Origin of the sequence: Streptomyces sp. AA1529 (genome assembly GCF_000280905.1) — a bacterium.
Classification (GTDB): domain Bacteria; phylum Actinomycetota; class Actinomycetes; order Streptomycetales; family Streptomycetaceae; genus Streptomyces.
The window spans coordinates 104,007-119,606 of sequence record NZ_ALAP01000032.1 but is presented as its reverse complement, the minus strand read 5'-3'; the positions used below and the strand labels follow the sequence as shown (position 1 = coordinate 119,606).

Here is a 15,600-nt window from a genome sequence, read left to right as displayed (position 1 = left end):
GCTGCCTCACAAGTTCTGTTCCATCTCTGCGGCCAACACGGCTTGGTGGAAGGACAGGCCGTAGTAGTACTCCTCGAACATCTTGGTGACATAGGGGGAGGCAGCCACAACCTTGTCAAGCCGGGCCAAGACCCGCTGTTCCCACGGGTAGGCGTCAGGGCAAGACTCGGAGACCCATGCGTCGAAGAGTATGGAGAACTGGATCGCCGCGTCGTGTTCATGCTTCACGATGCGACTCTTGAGCTCAAGATCCTTCGACCGACCGACCTTGAGGTATGGGTGGGGGCCTTCAAAGGCCAGAACGTAGAGCCGGTCGCCGCCGGGCACTTCGGGGAGCCGGAGCTCATTGATGCGCTGCCAGCACGCCTTCATGAGCCCTTGAACCTCTTCCATGGTGGGCGACACGTCTCGGTCCCGCGCCCGGCGCATCCGATCTTGGGCAGCGGCGAGAGCGTCGTAGTCGGGGTCGAGCTTGCGGAAATCCAAGTCCGAGAAGTCCGGGAGATCACCGAAAAACACCGGCACGCCTAGCTCCTTACCGTCAGATACGGAGAAGTCATGGTAAGGCACCGCACTGACAACACGACCGGCTCGGGGCCTATTCGGTGGCCTGGACAGCTTCGAGGTATTCCGCCCAGCTGTTCTGGGCGTACTGGGACCAGGTGTAGGCGGTGTGGGGGTGCATGCCGAAGAGGTCGCTGACAACGATGGGCGGGAGGTCGGTGATCGCTTCCATCATGGCCGTGTTGCGGGCGCCGATGCCCGGCAGGCCGTGCTTCCTCATGTAGGTGTTGATGGCCTCGGCGCTTCGAGGTCGGCTGGGCGGGCGGCCGGGGAAGAGGTAGCCGGGTGTGCCGTCGTGCGGCTGCTGGAGCACGGAGGTGCGGCAGTTGGGGCTGGCGATTTGCTTCTCGATGAGGACGGCGAGCCTGGGCGGGAGGAGGACTGGGTGCTGGTCGAGCGTGAGGTAGGCGTCGTCGCCGTCGCGGTGGAGGCGGTCGGTCGTGAGCTCGATGATGCGGGTGGTGGGCAGGGCATAGAGGCTGGTCAGGGCGCCGATGATGCGGGCCTCTAGCGGGAGGCTGTCGTCGTTGAGACAGCGGCGAAGTTGTTGGTTGAGCTCGTCGCTGTGTATGAATCGGCTGGGCAGTCCGGACTTCTTCGTCGGAACCGTGACCTTGCTGGTCAGGCGGCGGGCAACGGCCCAGCGGATGAAGGCCGTTAGGCCGCGGACCTTGGCGGGATTGCCGGTCATCCAGACGTCGAGGACTTCCTGGCTGAGGTCGGCGAGTGCGATCGAGTTGTTGTCGAGCCATGTCATGAGCCTGATCGCGGTCCGGATGTCCGCCCGGTCATTCGTGGCGGCGCCGACGGTGTAGCGGCCTTTGTCCGCCCGGCGGCGGGCGTCGCGCAGGATGCCCCACTCGGCGAACGGGCGGATGACGCAGGCTTGGTGCGGGGGCAGGTCCGCGACTTCCTTGTCGATCCAGAGACGCAGGCGGGCGAAGACTTCTTGCCGCTTGGGCAGGATGGCGGCGGCGACGAGGAGCTCACGGACGTAGTGGGTCTGCCAGTCCTGGGGCAGTTCGTCGAGGATCTCGTGAGTGATCTCCTGGTGCTGTGTGGCGAGGCCCGCCAGCATGCGCGCCGAGTCGCTGCGGCGGGTCCATGTGATGACGGACCAGGGTTCCTGGGCGGCGCCGAGCTGTTCCGCGAGGGGCTGCAGCTGGGGGTGGACGGTGCCGTCCTCGTCGCTGAGAAGGTTGCGGACCCGGTCCTTGGCGACGCAGCGGGAACAGGCGCCGTCGGCGTAGATGTCGCCGGGGAAGCCGCAGCGACGGCAGGCGAAGTCGATGTCCGTGCCGGAGCACGGACCGCAGATGTTCCCGTCCTTGGTCCGTCCGACGAGCGTGCGCAGGGTGCCGCACTGAGCGCAGGAAGCCGGGGTGTGTCTGCGGCGGGCGTAGCACGTGTTGCAGAGGGGGCCGACGGGCCAGTTGGCCTGCACTGGCAGAGTCTTGCCGCAGTCGGTGCAGGGCAGGGACCGGCGGGGGCGGCAGGATGCGCAGTGGAATTCGCCGCCGCGGCGCCGGAAGCCGTGCCGGAGCCGGCCGCAGATGACGCAGGTCCGCTTGGGGCCGCGGTAGCAGTCGCCGCAGATGGCGGGCTGGCCCTCGGTCTTGCGGACGCTGATCGGTTTGATCTGCTGGCAGAGATCGCAGAGTCGGGGCGGGGAGTCGTAACAGACCTGGCAGACCGGGCCGTCACCGGTGTTGGTCTGCGCCGGCCGCAGCTTCCCGCAGTGGATGCACTCGTGCTCGGGCCGAGGAGCACATGCCTGACACAGGCTGGCGCCGTCCTCGCGGCGGTGGTGCGGTTTCCGGGAGCGTCCGCAATCGGCGCACTCCTCAAGGACCAGCGGGTCGCTGCCGTAGCAGCGGCGGCAGATCGGTCCGTCCTCGCGGCGGGTGACGATGTGCCCGTCCTGGCCGCAGCGCGCGCAGGGGCGAAGTTCTGTTCGGGCGACGCACCAGTCGCAGCAGCGGCCCTCCGGGGTGTTCCGGGTGAGGCGAAGCCCGGTGCGGTGGCAGCGTGCACAGGCCAGCTGGGTGACGGCGTCGCCATGTCCGGTGGCTTCGAGGTGCTGGAGGAGCCGGACCACCTGGAGCGGGGAGTGGGGCGAGGGCTCGGTGAGGGCGTTGGGGTGCTCGGCGAAGTAGTCGTCCATGGTCCGAGCTGGACCGCTCTTCCATGCCTTGGCCTTCTTCAGGGCCGCCTGGGCGTCCTCGGCTGTCAGCGCAGGACCGGCCACCCGCTGGAGGTAGGCGATCAGGCGGGCGCGAGCATGCGCAAGCTCGCGCTCCCGGCGTATCGCCTCTTGCCTCACGACTGCCCTGGACGACGGATCACGGTGCGGCGGCGCTCGACCGGCAGCGGGGCGGCATCCCCGTCGGCGGTCTTGCGGACCTGGGCGTTGACGACCTCGGGCTTGATCAGGTCGTCGGGAGTGCACTGCAGGATGTCGCAGAGCGCGACGAGGGTGTCCATGCTCATGCGCTGCGGTGGCTGGGTCACCAGCCGGTAGACCTGTTCCCTCGACAGGGTGATGCCGCGTTCAGCCAGCAGCGGGACCAGGTCGGAGGTTTGGAACATCTGGCGCTCGGCCATAAGCTGGCGGAGCTGCCACTGGTAGCCCATCTTCTTGATCATTTGATCACGTCCCAGTCGTCGCCCAGTCGGTTCTTCATCGATGCTTCCAGCAGCGTGTTGCGGTACTCGTTCGAGACCCCCATATAGATCGCCGTGGTGGACGCGTGCGAGTGACCGACCTGTTCCTGGACGAACCGGGCGGGATAGCCGAACTCCGTCAGGTGCGTGATGTAGCTGTGCCGGAGGCAGTGCAGGTCGAGGTCTTCCTGAAGGCCAGCGGCATCGCGGGCCGTGACAAACGCCTCGTTGATCGACCGCGGGGATATCCGTCCGATCCGTTCGGTCACCCAGAGCGCGGGATGCCGACCGGGCGAGAAGTGCGGCCGGATCTCGGTCACCCACTCGTCCAGAATGTCGACAGCCCAGTCCATCTCCGGGACCATCAGCACGGTGCGGCGCTTGGGCGGTGAGCCCTTCTGGGCTTTGCCGAAACGGACCATCATGCTGCCGTAGCCACGGAACTGCGGAGCCTTCCGGCTCCGCCGCAGGTCCGTCAGGTCGACCCGCGACGACTCGGTCCGCCGCGTGCCGTAGGCGTAGATCGTCTTGAGGATCGCAGCGTCCCGCAGCGCGGTCAGGGCGCCCTTGCGGCCCTGCCCACGGATCTTGCTCGGCCGGGCATCGGCGGCGTCGAAGAGGGCCTGGACCTCGTCGTAGGTCAGCGGACGCCGCCGCGGATCACCCTCGTAATCAACCGTGTGCAGGACCGAGTTGCCCTCATGGAACACCTGCTGCGGGACCTCGCCGAACCGCTCCTGGCAGGCGTCGACCCAGCCGTAGCGGGCGTCGAGCAGGTACTCCAGGAACAGCTCAATGGTCACCTCGTAGGTGCGGGCCGTCGACAACTGAATCGGCTTCTTCCCGCTCCGAAGGTGAGCGATGAACGCCTCGCCCTCGGCCGGCGTCCACTGCCACGGGTACTGGCCCGTGAACTCCTCCAACCGCTCGATCATCCGCAGCCTCGGATCGATCGTCGACGCCTTCAGGAACCGGGCCGACTGCTGCCGAGCCCAGCCCTCCTTCATCGCGCCGGAAACGGCAGGGGCCGGGTCGAGGTGCACGACGTTGCGCGCGAGGACGAGACGCGCTGATCCAGGGGCCGGGGTGGTCACAACCCTGTTGTATCAGACGCAACATCGTTGAGTCTGCCTGCTAGGGTGCAGGTCGGCGACCGGGCCACCCCCGGCCGCCGACACAGGCCCGGGCCCACGACCAGCGAGAACAGCCATCCCGGCACCCCGAGGAATGTTGCATCTAATGCAATTAATCCTGTTTATCCCGCGCGACGATGTCGATCTCGCCCTCGGCGCAGCGCCAGTTGCGTTCCAGGACCGCCATGCCCGCTTCGCGCAGCCGGCGCGCTGCCAGGTCCTCTCCGTACCGGCCCAGGGCGCCCCTCGCGCAGGCGGCCCTCCGCCGGGTGTCACGCCGCCCGGGCTCCGGGCCTCCCCGCGCGCTCGGGCCGCCCGGGCGGTCCCCGGCCGTCTGCCGGGGACGGGGATGTGCGGTGTCAGCTCCGCTGTGTGTCTCGCCGGTGTTCATCACGGCACCACCTCCGGACACCGACTGTGACGGCCGTTGAGGCAGTGCGGGGATCTTGCTCGGTCTCTGTGGAGAACCCGGCGGTTGTGGACATCTCCGTCACCTGCACGAGTGACTCCTCCGCAGGGTCTTCAGCCGAGCCCTCAGCAGAGCGTCCCCGTGGCACCGGACCCGGTGCCACGGGGACGCCATGGAACGCGCAGACGCGTCGCCGGGCCGCGTGCCGCGGGGGCGCGCGGCGGTTCAGCTCTTGAAGCCGGAGTCCTCCGGGAGATCGAGTTCGCTCTTGTTGAGCTCCTCGATGTTCACGTCCTTGAATGTCAGGACGCGTACCTGCTTGACGAAACGAGCCGGTCTGTACATGTCCCAGACCCAGGCATCCGCCATCGACACCTCGAAGAAGACCTCACCCTGCACCGAGTGGACCTGCATCTCGTAGTCGTTGGTGAGGTAGAAGCGCCGGTCGGTCTCGATCACATATTTGAACAGTCCGACGACGTCTCTGTACTCCCTGTAGAGCTTGAGCTCCATCTCGGTCTCGTACTTCTCGAGGTCCTCGGCGCTCATGGCATGTTCCCCTTCAGCCGTGCGTCCCCCCATTGTGCGTCACCCCGCGCGGCGTCGGGCCGAAGTCGCGCGACGCCGCGCGAGCGGTCCGTACGCCGCCCCGCCCAGCACCAGGACGGCCCCCACGAGCACGGCGGTCAGCGCCAGCGGGAGCGGCCCGCGATCGGAGGTTCCGCCGGGCATGTCGGCGAAGCCGCTCGGTTCCGGAAGCATTCCGGCCGCACTGCCGGGCCAGGCTATGGCGGCGACCCGGGCCTGGACGGCGGAACGCGGCACGGCACCGTGGTCGGCGTCCTCCAGGTGCACCCGGGAGTCGAGGGACGCCTGCCGGTTGTCCCCCAGCAGGAAGAGCTTCCCCGCGGGCACCCGGGTGGCTTCGAAGGCCCGCTGCGAGTCGTCGCCCCGGGCATGGAGGTACGGCTCGTCGACGGGCCGGCCGTCGACGGTGAGCCGGCCCTCCCGGTCGCAGCACGCGACTCTGTCCCCGCCGACGCCCACGACCCGCTTGACCATGGGCACCGTGCCCCACACCGAGTCCTGGAAGACGACGACGTCGCCCCGCCGCACCTCGTCGCCGTCCACACGCTCGGCCAGCACCCGGGCGCCGGCCTGCACCGTGGGGTCCATGGAGTCGGTGGGCACCGTGTAGGGCTTGTAGAGCACGGCGCCCCAGACGAAGCCGCCGAGAAAGAGCACACACCCGAGGGCCACAACCGCTCCGGAGATTCGGTCACCCAGGCGGCCGCGGCCCTCGTCGGTACGTTCTGCCTTGCTCACTTCCGTACTCCCCGGCTCTTGCGCAACGGACCCGACAGCCTGCGTCGGCGCAGACCGCTGACCCTACCGGGCGGTACTCGAAGCCGTCAGCCGTCGTGGGGTGCGGACTGCGCGACGGGGCGCGCCTGCTGCGGCTGCCTCCGCCGACGTCGCCAGAGCACCAGCGGAACGGCGCCCGCGAGCCCGACGGCACCCGGGGCGGCGTTCAGCGCGCGCGACTGCACACCCTTCTGGTCATAGGTCTCGGGGACCGGGAGCGTGCCCCAGCGGTCGATCGGCCACGCCTTGACGATGGCCCGTCCCACCACCTGCTTCTCCGGGACGAAGCCGTCACCGGGCTGGTTCTGGTGGTAGCGGGAGTCGAGGGAGTCCTGGCGGTGGTCGCCCATCACCCACAGCTTGCCGTCGGGGACCTTCAGCGGTCCGAACGGCTTGTCGTCGCACGGGGTGTTGCCCGGGTAGATGTACGAGGACTCGTTCAGCGGCGTGCCGTTGACCCGGATCTTGCCGCCCTTCTTGCACTCCACCGTGTCCCCGCCGACCGCGATGACCCGCTTGATCAGGTCCTTCTCGTTGGCCGACGGCATCAGGCCGATGAAGCTGAGCGCGGTCTGCAGGAAGTTCTCCTCGACGTGCGCCTCGGGGAGCCAGCCGCCCGGGTCGTGGAAGACGACGACCTCGCCGCGCTCCGGGGTCGCCCCGAACCACGGCGTCAGTTTGTCCACCAGTACCCGGTCACCGCGCTGGAGCGTGTCCTGCATCGAGTCGGAGGGGATGGAGAACGCCTGGACCAGGAACGTCTTGATGATCAGGGCGAGGATGAGCGCGATGCCGATGAGCATCGGCAGCTCTTTCCAGAACGGGCGCTGCTTCTTCGCCGCCTCCTTGTCGTCCGGCTCCCCGGCTCCCCCGTCCGGGTTCGCCGCCTCGGCCGCCCCGTCCGGGCCCGGTGCCTCGTGCTGCGGCTTCGCTTCGGAGGTCCACGGGCCGTCCCCGTCCGCCCCTGAGCCGGCTGCCGTCCCGTCGGTCTCCGCCGTCACGCTGTCACTCCCTCTTTCCACGGCCGGTGGTTCTGCGTCGCCTGTCCTGCCGTCCGCACCCGGACCTCGGTCCTCCGGGTACCCGGAACCGGACCGCGTACCGACCGCCAAGTCCCCCACATCCACTCCTCACGCCGCGCATTCGCCTGTCCCGCCAGCGGTACAGGCCCACCATTCCCATAACGAGCGGAAGTTCCGCGGAGAACGGCAGTTGCGCCACCCGATTGTCCCGGTTCGTTCGCAGGGAGACGGCTCCGCCGCCGGGATCGGGGACGGAGGCGTACACTCCCGGCTCCTCGAGCCGCCTCCAGTGGTCGAACGGCCAAGCAATGACGACAGCTTTACCAACGATTCGGTCTTCTCCGATCGTTCCTCGATTCGGATCCTTCAAGTGATAGCGCGAGTCGGCGGAGTTGGCCCGATGATCACCCATCACGAAGACCCGTCCCGCGGGAACGTTGACGGTGAACTTCATCCGGGAGGGTTTGTTGCCCGGGTGAAGATAGGGCTCGTTCAGCGGCGTGCCGTTGACGGTGATGCGCCCCTGCTTGTCGCAGCAGCGCACGGTGTCCCCGCCGACGGCGACGACCCGTTTGATCAGATCCTGTTCGTCGTCAGAGGGCAGCAGTCCGATGAACGTGAGCAGTTCCTTGCCCTGCTTGATCCCGACGGGGGCGTTGTCGGGCTCCTTCTTCTCGTTCTCCAGCCAGCCGCCCGGGTCCTGGAAGACGACCACGTCCCCGCGGTGGGGCTCGGCACCGAACCAGGGCGTGAACTTGTCCACCAGCACCCGGTCCCCGATGCGGATGGTCTGTTCCATGGAGCCCGACGGGATCACGAACGCCTGCACGAGGAAGGTCTTGAGCACCCACGCGATCAGCAGCGCGACGCAGACGAGGATCGGGAGTTCCTTGGTCGCGGAGAGCCTGCGGCGGCGCTGGATGCGCTTGGCGGCGCGTCTGCGGTCGGCCCTGCCCTGGCCGGGGCGGCGCAGCGGCGGCGCCTCGTGTGCCGGGTCCGCCGGCTCGGCGGCGTCAGCGGGCTCTTCGTGGAGTGCGGCATCCACGGGCCCCCCGGGATCGGCGCTCCCGTACCGGGACCCGGGCACCGGCTCACCGGGCAGACCCTGGCCTGCCGGGGGCTCGGGCGGTGCGGCGGGGCCGGGGACGCCGAAGGACTCGGAGCGGTCACCGGGCGCCGTGTAGTCGTAGGGCTCCGTGTACGGGTAGTCGGCGCCGGGCGGAGACGCGCCGTCCCGGGCTCCGGGGCCCGGAACGGGGGGCCGGTCCTGCCTTCCGCCGTACCCGCCGGGTCCGGCGTACGCACCGTGGCCGCCGGGTTCGCGGCCATCGGCGGGCCCGGTGTGACCGCCATGGCCGGGGGAAGCGTCGTGACCGCCGTGGGCGCCGCGCGCTCCGGGGCCCGGCGCGCCGGGTCCGGCGCCGCCCGGGAAGCCCTCGGGATCAGTCATGGCCGCTGCCCGCGCCGGACGGCACCGATTCGATGCGGCTCGGCGGCCAGCCGATCCAGTCGGCCCGCCCGATCACGCGCTCGACCGGAACGGTGCCGCCGCCGGGTTCGCCGAGGTGGTCGCGGGAGTCGCTGGACCGGGAGCGGTAGTCCCCCATCACCCACAGGCGCCCCTCGGGCACCCGGATGTCGAAGGGGACGGCGGAAGGGGCGTTCCCGGAGTGCAGATACTCCTCGTCCACGGGCCGGCCGTTCACCTCGATCCTCCCCCGCCTGTCGCAGCAGCGCACCCGATCGCCGCCGACCCCGATCACCCGCTTCACGTAGTCCGTCTCGGCGGGCCGCGCCAGCCCGGTCGCAGCGCCCGCCTCGCGCAAAGCGGCCACCACCGGGTTCGCGTCGGGATCGGCCTCCCCCGAGAAGGAGTCGGTGCCGTCGAAGACCACGACGTCCCCGCGTCGCGGACCGTCTCCGAAACGATAGACCAGCTTGTTCACCAGCACCCGGTCCCCGACGCGCAGGGTCGGATCCATCGAGGAACTCGGAATCAGAAAAGGTTGCACGATGAACGCACTTGTCAGCAAGAGCACCGTCAGGACCGATGCCGCGGCCAGCCCCAGACGCACGGAGCGCGACCTGCCCTTCGTCCCCTGTCCGGGAACCGAAGAGCGGTCGCGCTCCGGTGGTTCGTGCTGTTCCTCGGTCTCCATCGAGCGGAAGCCTAACCGGCCCGCCGGGCGCCGAGGACGCGCGCTCAGCTCGCGCGCTTCTCCTTGATCTTGGCGGCCTTGCCGCGCAGCTCGCGCAGGTAGTACAGCTTGGCGCGGCGGACGTCACCGCGGGTCACGACCTCGATCTTCTCGACGATCGGGGTGTGCACCGGGAAGGTGCGCTCGACGCCGACGCTGAAGCTGACCTTGCGGACGGTGAAGGTCTCCCGCACGCCCGAGCCCTGGCGGCGGATGCAGACGCCCTTGAACTGCTGGACACGGGAGCGGTTGCCCTCGATGACGCGGACGTGCACGTTGACCGTGTCGCCGGGGCGGAAGGCCGGTACGTCCGTACGCAGGGAGGCGGAGTCGACAGTGTCGAGGAGGTGGGACATGTCCGTCTGCTTTCTTCGCCGATGCCACAGGTCATCAGCGGAATCGTGGTGATGGTCCGAAGGGCCGCGTCCCCGACGGGCGTCGGTCCCCCTGTGGCAGGGTCGCGCGCCGGTGACGAAGCGGAAGATCCCAGCCGGAGGCCGGGGTCGGCCCATTCTTCCACGGGCTCCCCACCCTGCCCAAATCGGCCCCCGCTCCGCATCCGGACCCTACGGCCCGGACCACGGCCCCGGACCGTCCTGCTCGCGACCGTACTGCTCGCGACCGTGCTGCCGGCCGGGGCCGGTCTGATCCTCGGTGCCGCCGCGCTGCCCGGCGCCGTCGCCCGGCGCCGCACCGGGGCCCGGCCGCCAGTGACCGTCCGCGTCCGGCTCCCAGCCCAGAGCCGCCAGGGCGGCCCTGTCCTGCTTGTCGAGGGCTTCGGGGGGGCAGTGCTCGACCAGCTCGGGGCGGTTGCCGACCGTCCGCGCGAACGCCTGGTCGCGGCGCCAGCGGGCGATCCTGCCGTGGTGGCCGCTCAGCAGCACCTCCGGGATGCCCCGCCCGCGCCACTCGGGCGGCTTGGTGTAGACGGGGCCCTCCAGCAGGTTCGCCATGGTGCCGGGCGCGAAGGAGTCGTCCTGGTGGGAGGCGGCGTTGCCGAGCACGCCGGGCAGCAGCCGCGCGACGGCCTCGACCATGACCAGGACCGGTGCCTCGCCGCCGGCGAGGACGTAGTCGCCGATGGAGACCTCGCGTACGTCGAGCCGTTCCGCGTACTCCTCGATGACGCGGCGGTCGATGCCCTCGTACCGGGCGGGTGTGAAGACGAGCCACGGCTTGCCCGCCAGCTCGACCGCCAGCTCCTGGGTGAACGGCCGCCCGCTGGGGGTGGGGACGACGAGCACCGGGGAGTCCTGGCCCGGCTCGCCCGTGGCCAGCACCTCGTCCAGTGCCTCGCCCCAGGGCTCGGGCTTCATGACCATGCCGGGGCCGCCGCCGTAGGGGGTGTCGTCGACGGTGTGGTGCCGGTCGTGCGTCCAGGCCCGCAGATCGTGGACGCGGACGTCCAGCACTCCGCGCGCCCGCGCCTTGCCGACCAGCGAGACGTCCAGCGGCTCCAGGTACTCGGGGAAGATCGTGACGACGTCGAGCCTCACCGGGAGCTCCCCTGGCCGGGGTCCTCGGTGTCCGGCGCCGGGCGCGTGGCCGGACCGCCGGACGGCTCCCCGGGCACGAACCCCTCGCCCTCCGGCCCCGCGTCCCCGGGCTCCTCGCCGAGCAGCCCGGGAGGCGGGTCGACGAGAGCGCGCTGGGCCGCCAGGTCGATCTCCGGGACGATCTCGGCGACGAACGGGATCAGGGCCTCACCGCCGTCTGCGCGCCGCACCACGAGCAGGTCCTGGGCCGGCAGGTGCGCCACGCTCTCGATCCGGCCGACGACCGTTCCGTCCACCGTGACGACCTCCAGGTCGGCCAGCTGGTGGTCGTAGAACTCCTCCGGGTCCTCGGGGGTCTCGTCCGGGTCGACCTCGGCGACGAGCAGCGTGTTGCGCAGGGCCTCGGCGGCGGTGCGGTCCCGCACGCCCTCGAAGCGCAGCAGCAGCCGTCCGCTGTGCACCCGTCCGGCGGCCACGGTGAGCGGCCCGGCGGCGGCCGGTTCGGTGGTCAGCACCGCGCCGGGGCCGAGCCGCAGTTCCGGCTCGTCGGTCCTGACCTCGACCGTGACCTCGCCCTTGATGCCGTGGGCGCGGCCGATCCGCGCGACGACTAGCTGCACTGTGCTTCTCCGTGCTCGGTTCCGTACTCGGTGGGTGTCCGCGGTCCCGGGAGGGTCCGCGGATCGCGGGTCCGGGCGCGACAACGGGCCGGGGACGGCTTGGCTGCCGTCCCCGGCCCGTGCCGGTGCTGCATGCTGCGCTTCAGTGGACCTGGTCCACGTCGACGAGGTCGACGCGGATGCCCCGGCCCCCGAGCGCTCCCACGACGGTGCGCAGAGAACGCGCGGTGCGGCCGTTGCGGCCGATCACCTTGCCGAGATCGTCGGGGTGCACCCGGACCTCGAGCACACGTCCGCGACGAAGGTTGCGGGACGCGATCTGCACCTCGTCGGGGTGGTCGACGATGCCCTTCACCAGGTGCTCGAGGGCTTCCTCGAGCATCCTCAGGCCTCGGTCGACTCGGTGGCGGCGGCCGAAGCGTCGGCCCCGTCCGCCTTCTTGTCGGCCTTGTCAGCCTTCTTGGCCTTGGGGGTGATGGCCTCACCCTTGGGCTCGTCGGCGGACTCCTTGGCGGCGGCCTCGAACAGGACGCGCTTGTCGGCCTTGGCCTCGGCGACCTTCATCGGCTCCGGGGCGGGGAGGCCCTTGAACTTCTGCCAGTCGCCGGTGACCTTGAGGATGGCCGCGACGGGCTCGGTCGGCTGGGCGCCGACGCTGAGCCAGTACTGCGCACGCTCCGAGTCGACCTCGATGCGCGAGGGGTTCTGCACCGGGTGGTACAGGCCGATCTCCTCGATGGCCCGGCCGTCGCGGCGGGTACGGGAGTCGGCGACGATGATGCGGTAGTGAGGCGAACGGATCTTGCCCAGACGCTTCAGCTTGATCTTGACTGCCACGGGTGTGGTGTCTCCTGGTCTTGACGTGGGTGGACACGGCGGACTGCCACGTGGGGTTGTAGCGCCGGGTGCCCGAATGGACGCGTCAGCCGGAGGAGAGAGGGGTCCTGTGCGACTGTCGAGTTCAGCCGACCATGATGCCACACCGCGGAGCCCGGCAGAAACCGCCCCCCTCCCGGCCGCGGGACGCACCCTGGGCCCGCGGCCGGGACGGGGGCGGTGTGGCGGCGCGGCATCGCGGGCGGTCAGCCCACAGCCGCCATCTGCTCCGCCTCCGGAACCGGCGCCGGGTCGACGGGGATGCGGAACTGCTTGCCGCAGGCCCCGCACATGATCGGTGCCTGCGCCAGCACGGAGGGGACGACCCGGACATTGCGCCCGCAGTCGCAGACGGCCTTGACGCGGACCCCGCCCCCGGACGAGCCGTGCCGGGCCGCCGGACCGCGGAAGCTGCGTCCGGTGTCCGTCTCGGTGGCCGCACTGTAGGCCTTCAGTGCCCGCTGGAGGCGCTCGGCGGTGGGGCGGTAGCGCCGCCGTGTCTCGGGCGTGAGCACCACGAGGGAGAAGCCGCTGCTGGGATGCGGTTCCTCGGGGTGGTCGAGACCGAGCTCCACGGCGATCGCCAGGAAGCGGCGGTTGTGGTAGCGGCCGGCCCGTGAGGTGTCCCGGACACCGCGGGCCGCCGCGATGCCGTGGACCGCCTCGTGGAGCAGCCGTTCGAAGGAGAGCCCGGTACCGCAGGCGGACGAGGATTCTCCGATGAGTGATTCGGGCGCGGCCAGATCCGGCAGCTCGGGGTGGTGCCGTTGAATGTCGGCCCAGGCGGCTGCCAGCTCGGCGGCGAGAACTGGTGGTGTCGTGCTCACGTCGTGCCCAACGAGCGGGAGTGCCCTGGTGTTCCGATTACGGGGCATCGCAAATATTTTGCACGTACCAGTCAGTTCTCGGTGATGCCCGGGGAGATGGGTGCGGGTACGCAGATGTACGCCCAAGCCGCGCACCCACCGCAAGCCGGACGTATCACCGGAGCTCCGCAAGCGGCTGCCGCCGCGCCGGCCCGGACTCAGCCCTCCAGGCCGGGCCACTCCTCGACGGTGAGCGCGAAGCGCTCGTGGTCCCGCCAGGCGTCGTCGATGTAGAGCATCCGCGGCGAGAAGCCCTCGTGCCGGAAGCCGAGCCGCTTGGCCAGGGCCAGGGAGCGGTCGTTCTCCGGCTGGACGTTGATCTCCAGCCGGTGCAGCCCGAGCCTGTCGGGGCCCGACTGGAAGCAGCGGTCCACGACCAGCCGCATGCCCTCGGTCATCCGGCCGGTACCCGCGTAGGGAACGTAACTGTCGTAGCCGAGGGAGCCGTTGCGGAAGCGCGCACGGACGATGTTGGCCACGTTCACCCGGCCGACGAGCCCCTCGTCCTCGCGGTCGAGGATGAGGAAGGTGCGCAGCGCGGGCCCCTGGCGGCGGAGCAGGTCGGGGAAGCCGTCCGGCTCGACAGGGTTCCACGGGTGGAGGTGGTCTGCCGAGCGGACGACGGCCTCGCTGTAGAGCTGCTCGTCGGCGGGCCGCGGGGGGCGGATGTATACGCGCATGGACGACATCATCCGCCTTTGCCGCGGCAGGCTCACTTCGGGGGCAGCATGTCCTTGAACTCCTGCGGGAGCTCGAAGTCGCCGGGGTCCTGGCCGGGGCCCGGGATGCCGGGGGCGCCGCCCTGGGCCCGGCGCGCGGCGGCGGCCTGCTCCTCCTGCCGGCGCTTCATCGGGTTGCCCGACTGGCGCTTGCCCTTGACCTTCTTCTGCTTGCCCTTCTTCTTTCCTCCGCCGCCACCCGGCATGCCCGGCATACCCGGCATCCCGGGCATGCCGCCGCCCTGGGCCATGCGGGACATCATCTTGCGGGCGTCGAAGAAGCGCTCCACCAAGCCCTTGACCGCACTGACATCCACTCCGGAGCCCCGTGCGATACGGGCCCGCCGCGAGCCGTTGATGATCGTCGGCTCGGCCCGCTCCGCCGGGGTCATCGACTTGATGATGGCGGCAGTGCGGTCCACCTCGCGCTCGTCCAGGTTGTTGATCTGGTCCTTCATCTGCCCCATGCCCGGCATCATGCCGAGCAGCTTGGAGATGGAGCCCATCTTGCGGACCTGCTCCATCTGGGCCAGGAAGTCGTCGAGCGTGAACTCCTTGGGCCCCTTCGCCAGCTTGGCGGCCATCTTCTCGGCCTCTTGCTGGCTGAAGGTCTGCTCCGCCTTCTCGATCAGCGTGAGCATGTCGCCCATGCCGAGGATGCGGGAGGCCATCCGGTCGGGATGGAAGGCGTCGAAGTCGTCGAGCTTCTCGCCGTTCGAGGCGAACATGATCTGCTTGCCGGTGACCTTGGCGACCGAGAGGGCCGCACCGCCGCGCGCGTCGCCGTCCAGCTTGGAGAGCACGACGCCGTCGAAGCCGACGCCCTCCTGGAACGCCTCCGCGGTGGTGACCGCGTCCTGACCGATCATGGCGTCGACGACGAAGAGGACCTCGTCCGGGCTGACCGCGTCCCGGATGTCGGCCGCCTGCTGCATCAGCTCCTGGTCGATGCCCAGGCGTCCGGCGGTGTCCACGACGACCACGTCGTGCTGCTTGTCACGCGCGTAGGTGATCGAGTCCTTGGCGACCTTGACCGGGTCCCCGACACCGTTGCCGGGCTCGGGTGCGAAGACGGCCACGCCCGCGCGTTCGGCGACGACGGAGAGCTGGTTGACCGCGTTGGGGCGCTGGAGGTCGGCCGCGACGAGCATCGGCGTGTGCCCCTGCTGCTGCAGCCAGCGGCCCAGCTTGCCCGCCAGGGTGGTCTTGCCCGCGCCCTGGAGACCGGCGAGCATGATGACGGTCGGCGGGTTCTTGGCGAACCTCAGCCGGCGCGTCTCGCCGCCGAGGACGCCGATCAGCTCCTCGTTGACGATCTTGATGACCTGCTGGGCGGGATTCAGCGCCTGGGAGACCTCGGCCCCCAGCGCGCGTTCCTTGACCTGCTTGATGAAGGCGCGCACCACGGTGAGCGCGACATCCGCCTCGAGCAGGGCGATACGGATCTCGCGGGCGGTGGCGTCGATGTCCGCCTCGCTGAGGCGCCCTTTGCCCCGGAGGTTCTTGAACGTCGCACTCAGGCGGTCGGAAAGGGTATCGAACACAGCGCTCGTCGGTCCTCGGGTCGGTGGCGGAGGCAATCTCTGCCAAGGGTAGCCGCCTCGCGGACGGTAGCGGCCCGCCTGTCCGGATCCGGCACTCCTCCCGGTCCGCGCGGGGCGCTCGGGC

General features: G+C 70.1%; 17 protein-coding genes and 1 pseudogene. All 18 read right to left on the bottom strand.

Going from position 1 to position 15,600, the window contains the following annotated elements; translation table 11 throughout:
- Positions 1-6 precede the first annotated feature (6 nt).
- Positions 7-525 carry a hypothetical protein gene (locus A949_RS0109860; RefSeq protein ID WP_019355842.1) on the bottom strand — a complete coding sequence of 173 codons (519 nt, stop codon included), beginning with the start codon at positions 523-525 and terminating at the stop codon, positions 7-9.
- 73 nt (positions 526-598) lie between these two features.
- Entirely contained in the window at positions 599-2,887 is a 2,289-nt protein-coding gene (locus tag A949_RS38735; RefSeq protein ID WP_237735784.1) for an XRE family transcriptional regulator, read from the bottom strand.
- Complete coding sequence (locus A949_RS0109850) at positions 2,884-3,210, bottom strand: helix-turn-helix domain-containing protein (protein ID WP_019355840.1); 327 nt, start codon at positions 3,208-3,210, stop codon at positions 2,884-2,886. Before A949_RS0109850 ends, A949_RS38735 begins: the two co-directional genes overlap by 4 nt.
- Complete coding sequence (locus tag A949_RS0109845; RefSeq protein WP_019355839.1) at positions 3,207-4,235, bottom strand: tyrosine-type recombinase/integrase; 1,029 nt, start codon at positions 4,233-4,235, stop codon at positions 3,207-3,209. The genes A949_RS0109850 and A949_RS0109845 overlap by 4 nt, the downstream gene beginning before the upstream one ends.
- A 250-nt stretch (positions 4,236-4,485) precedes the next feature.
- Positions 4,486-4,752: pseudogene (locus tag A949_RS39735) on the bottom strand (YraN family protein); the annotation flags it as partial.
- A 243-nt stretch (positions 4,753-4,995) separates the two neighbouring features.
- Positions 4,996-5,319 carry a DUF2469 domain-containing protein gene (locus A949_RS0109835; protein WP_019355837.1) on the bottom strand — a complete coding sequence of 108 codons (324 nt, stop codon included), beginning with the start codon at positions 5,317-5,319 and terminating at the stop codon, positions 4,996-4,998.
- A gap of 39 nt (positions 5,320-5,358) precedes the next feature.
- Positions 5,359-6,096: a signal peptidase I gene (gene lepB / locus A949_RS0109830; RefSeq protein WP_026004502.1), complete on the bottom strand. Its 738-nt coding sequence runs from the start codon at positions 6,094-6,096 to the stop codon at positions 5,359-5,361.
- Between the two features lie 86 nt (positions 6,097-6,182).
- Positions 6,183-7,136 carry a signal peptidase I gene (gene lepB, locus A949_RS33010; RefSeq protein ID WP_019355835.1) on the bottom strand — a complete coding sequence of 318 codons (954 nt, stop codon included), beginning with the start codon at positions 7,134-7,136 and terminating at the stop codon, positions 6,183-6,185.
- A gap of 4 nt (positions 7,137-7,140) precedes the next feature.
- Entirely contained in the window at positions 7,141-8,130 is a 990-nt protein-coding gene (gene lepB / locus A949_RS33005; protein ID WP_237735788.1) for a signal peptidase I, read from the bottom strand.
- Between the two features lie 469 nt (positions 8,131-8,599).
- Positions 8,600-9,316 (bottom strand): signal peptidase I, encoded by a 717-nt coding sequence (lepB, locus tag A949_RS33000; protein ID WP_026004501.1) that lies wholly within the window; start codon positions 9,314-9,316, stop codon positions 8,600-8,602.
- Between the two features lie 44 nt (positions 9,317-9,360).
- Complete coding sequence (gene rplS / locus A949_RS0109810; protein WP_019355832.1) at positions 9,361-9,711, bottom strand: 50S ribosomal protein L19; 351 nt, start codon at positions 9,709-9,711, stop codon at positions 9,361-9,363.
- Positions 9,712-9,921: 210 nt separating this feature from the next.
- Positions 9,922-10,851 carry a tRNA (guanosine(37)-N1)-methyltransferase TrmD gene (trmD, locus tag A949_RS0109805; protein ID WP_019355831.1) on the bottom strand — a complete coding sequence of 310 codons (930 nt, stop codon included), beginning with the start codon at positions 10,849-10,851 and terminating at the stop codon, positions 9,922-9,924.
- The gene (gene rimM / locus A949_RS32995) at positions 10,848-11,471 is read right to left on the bottom strand and encodes a ribosome maturation factor RimM (protein WP_019355830.1); all 624 of its coding nucleotides are present in this window, start codon (positions 11,469-11,471) and stop codon (positions 10,848-10,850) included. Before rimM ends, trmD begins: the two co-directional genes overlap by 4 nt.
- A gap of 142 nt (positions 11,472-11,613) precedes the next feature.
- On the bottom strand, positions 11,614-11,853 hold the full coding sequence (locus A949_RS0109795; protein ID WP_019355829.1) for an RNA-binding protein: 240 nt from the start codon (positions 11,851-11,853) through the stop codon (positions 11,614-11,616).
- Between the two features lie 2 nt (positions 11,854-11,855).
- Positions 11,856-12,308: a 30S ribosomal protein S16 gene (gene rpsP / locus A949_RS0109790; RefSeq protein WP_019355828.1), complete on the bottom strand. Its 453-nt coding sequence runs from the start codon at positions 12,306-12,308 to the stop codon at positions 11,856-11,858.
- 245 nt (positions 12,309-12,553) lie between these two features.
- Positions 12,554-13,222 carry a hypothetical protein gene (locus tag A949_RS0109785; RefSeq protein WP_078565379.1) on the bottom strand — a complete coding sequence of 223 codons (669 nt, stop codon included), beginning with the start codon at positions 13,220-13,222 and terminating at the stop codon, positions 12,554-12,556.
- 149 nt (positions 13,223-13,371) lie between these two features.
- Positions 13,372-13,893 (bottom strand): GNAT family N-acetyltransferase, encoded by a 522-nt coding sequence (locus A949_RS0109780; protein WP_237735783.1) that lies wholly within the window; start codon positions 13,891-13,893, stop codon positions 13,372-13,374.
- A gap of 32 nt (positions 13,894-13,925) precedes the next feature.
- On the bottom strand, positions 13,926-15,476 hold the full coding sequence (gene ffh, locus A949_RS0109775; RefSeq protein ID WP_019355825.1) for a signal recognition particle protein: 1,551 nt from the start codon (positions 15,474-15,476) through the stop codon (positions 13,926-13,928).
- Between the last annotated feature and the right edge of the window lie 124 nt (positions 15,477-15,600).

Coding starts and splice junctions, on each gene's coding strand:
- A949_RS0109850 (WP_019355840.1), bottom strand. CDS start 3,210: ATGATCAAGAAGATGGGCTACCAGTGGCAGCTCCGCCAGCTTATGGCC.
- A949_RS0109845 (WP_019355839.1), bottom strand. CDS start 4,235: ATGAAGGAGGGCTGGGCTCGGCAGCAGTCGGCCCGGTTCCTGAAGGCG.
- A949_RS0109835 (WP_019355837.1), bottom strand. CDS start 5,319: ATGAGCGCCGAGGACCTCGAGAAGTACGAGACCGAGATGGAGCTCAAG.
- lepB (WP_026004501.1), bottom strand. CDS start 9,316: ATGGAGACCGAGGAACAGCACGAACCACCGGAGCGCGACCGCTCTTCG.
- rplS (WP_019355832.1), bottom strand. CDS start 9,711: ATGTCCCACCTCCTCGACACTGTCGACTCCGCCTCCCTGCGTACGGAC.
- A949_RS0109795 (WP_019355829.1), bottom strand. CDS start 11,853: ATGCTCGAGGAAGCCCTCGAGCACCTGGTGAAGGGCATCGTCGACCAC.
- A949_RS0109785 (WP_078565379.1), bottom strand. CDS start 13,222: ATGCCCCGTAATCGGAACACCAGGGCACTCCCGCTCGTTGGGCACGAC.
- A949_RS0109780 (WP_237735783.1), bottom strand. CDS start 13,893: ATGCGCGTATACATCCGCCCCCCGCGGCCCGCCGACGAGCAGCTCTAC.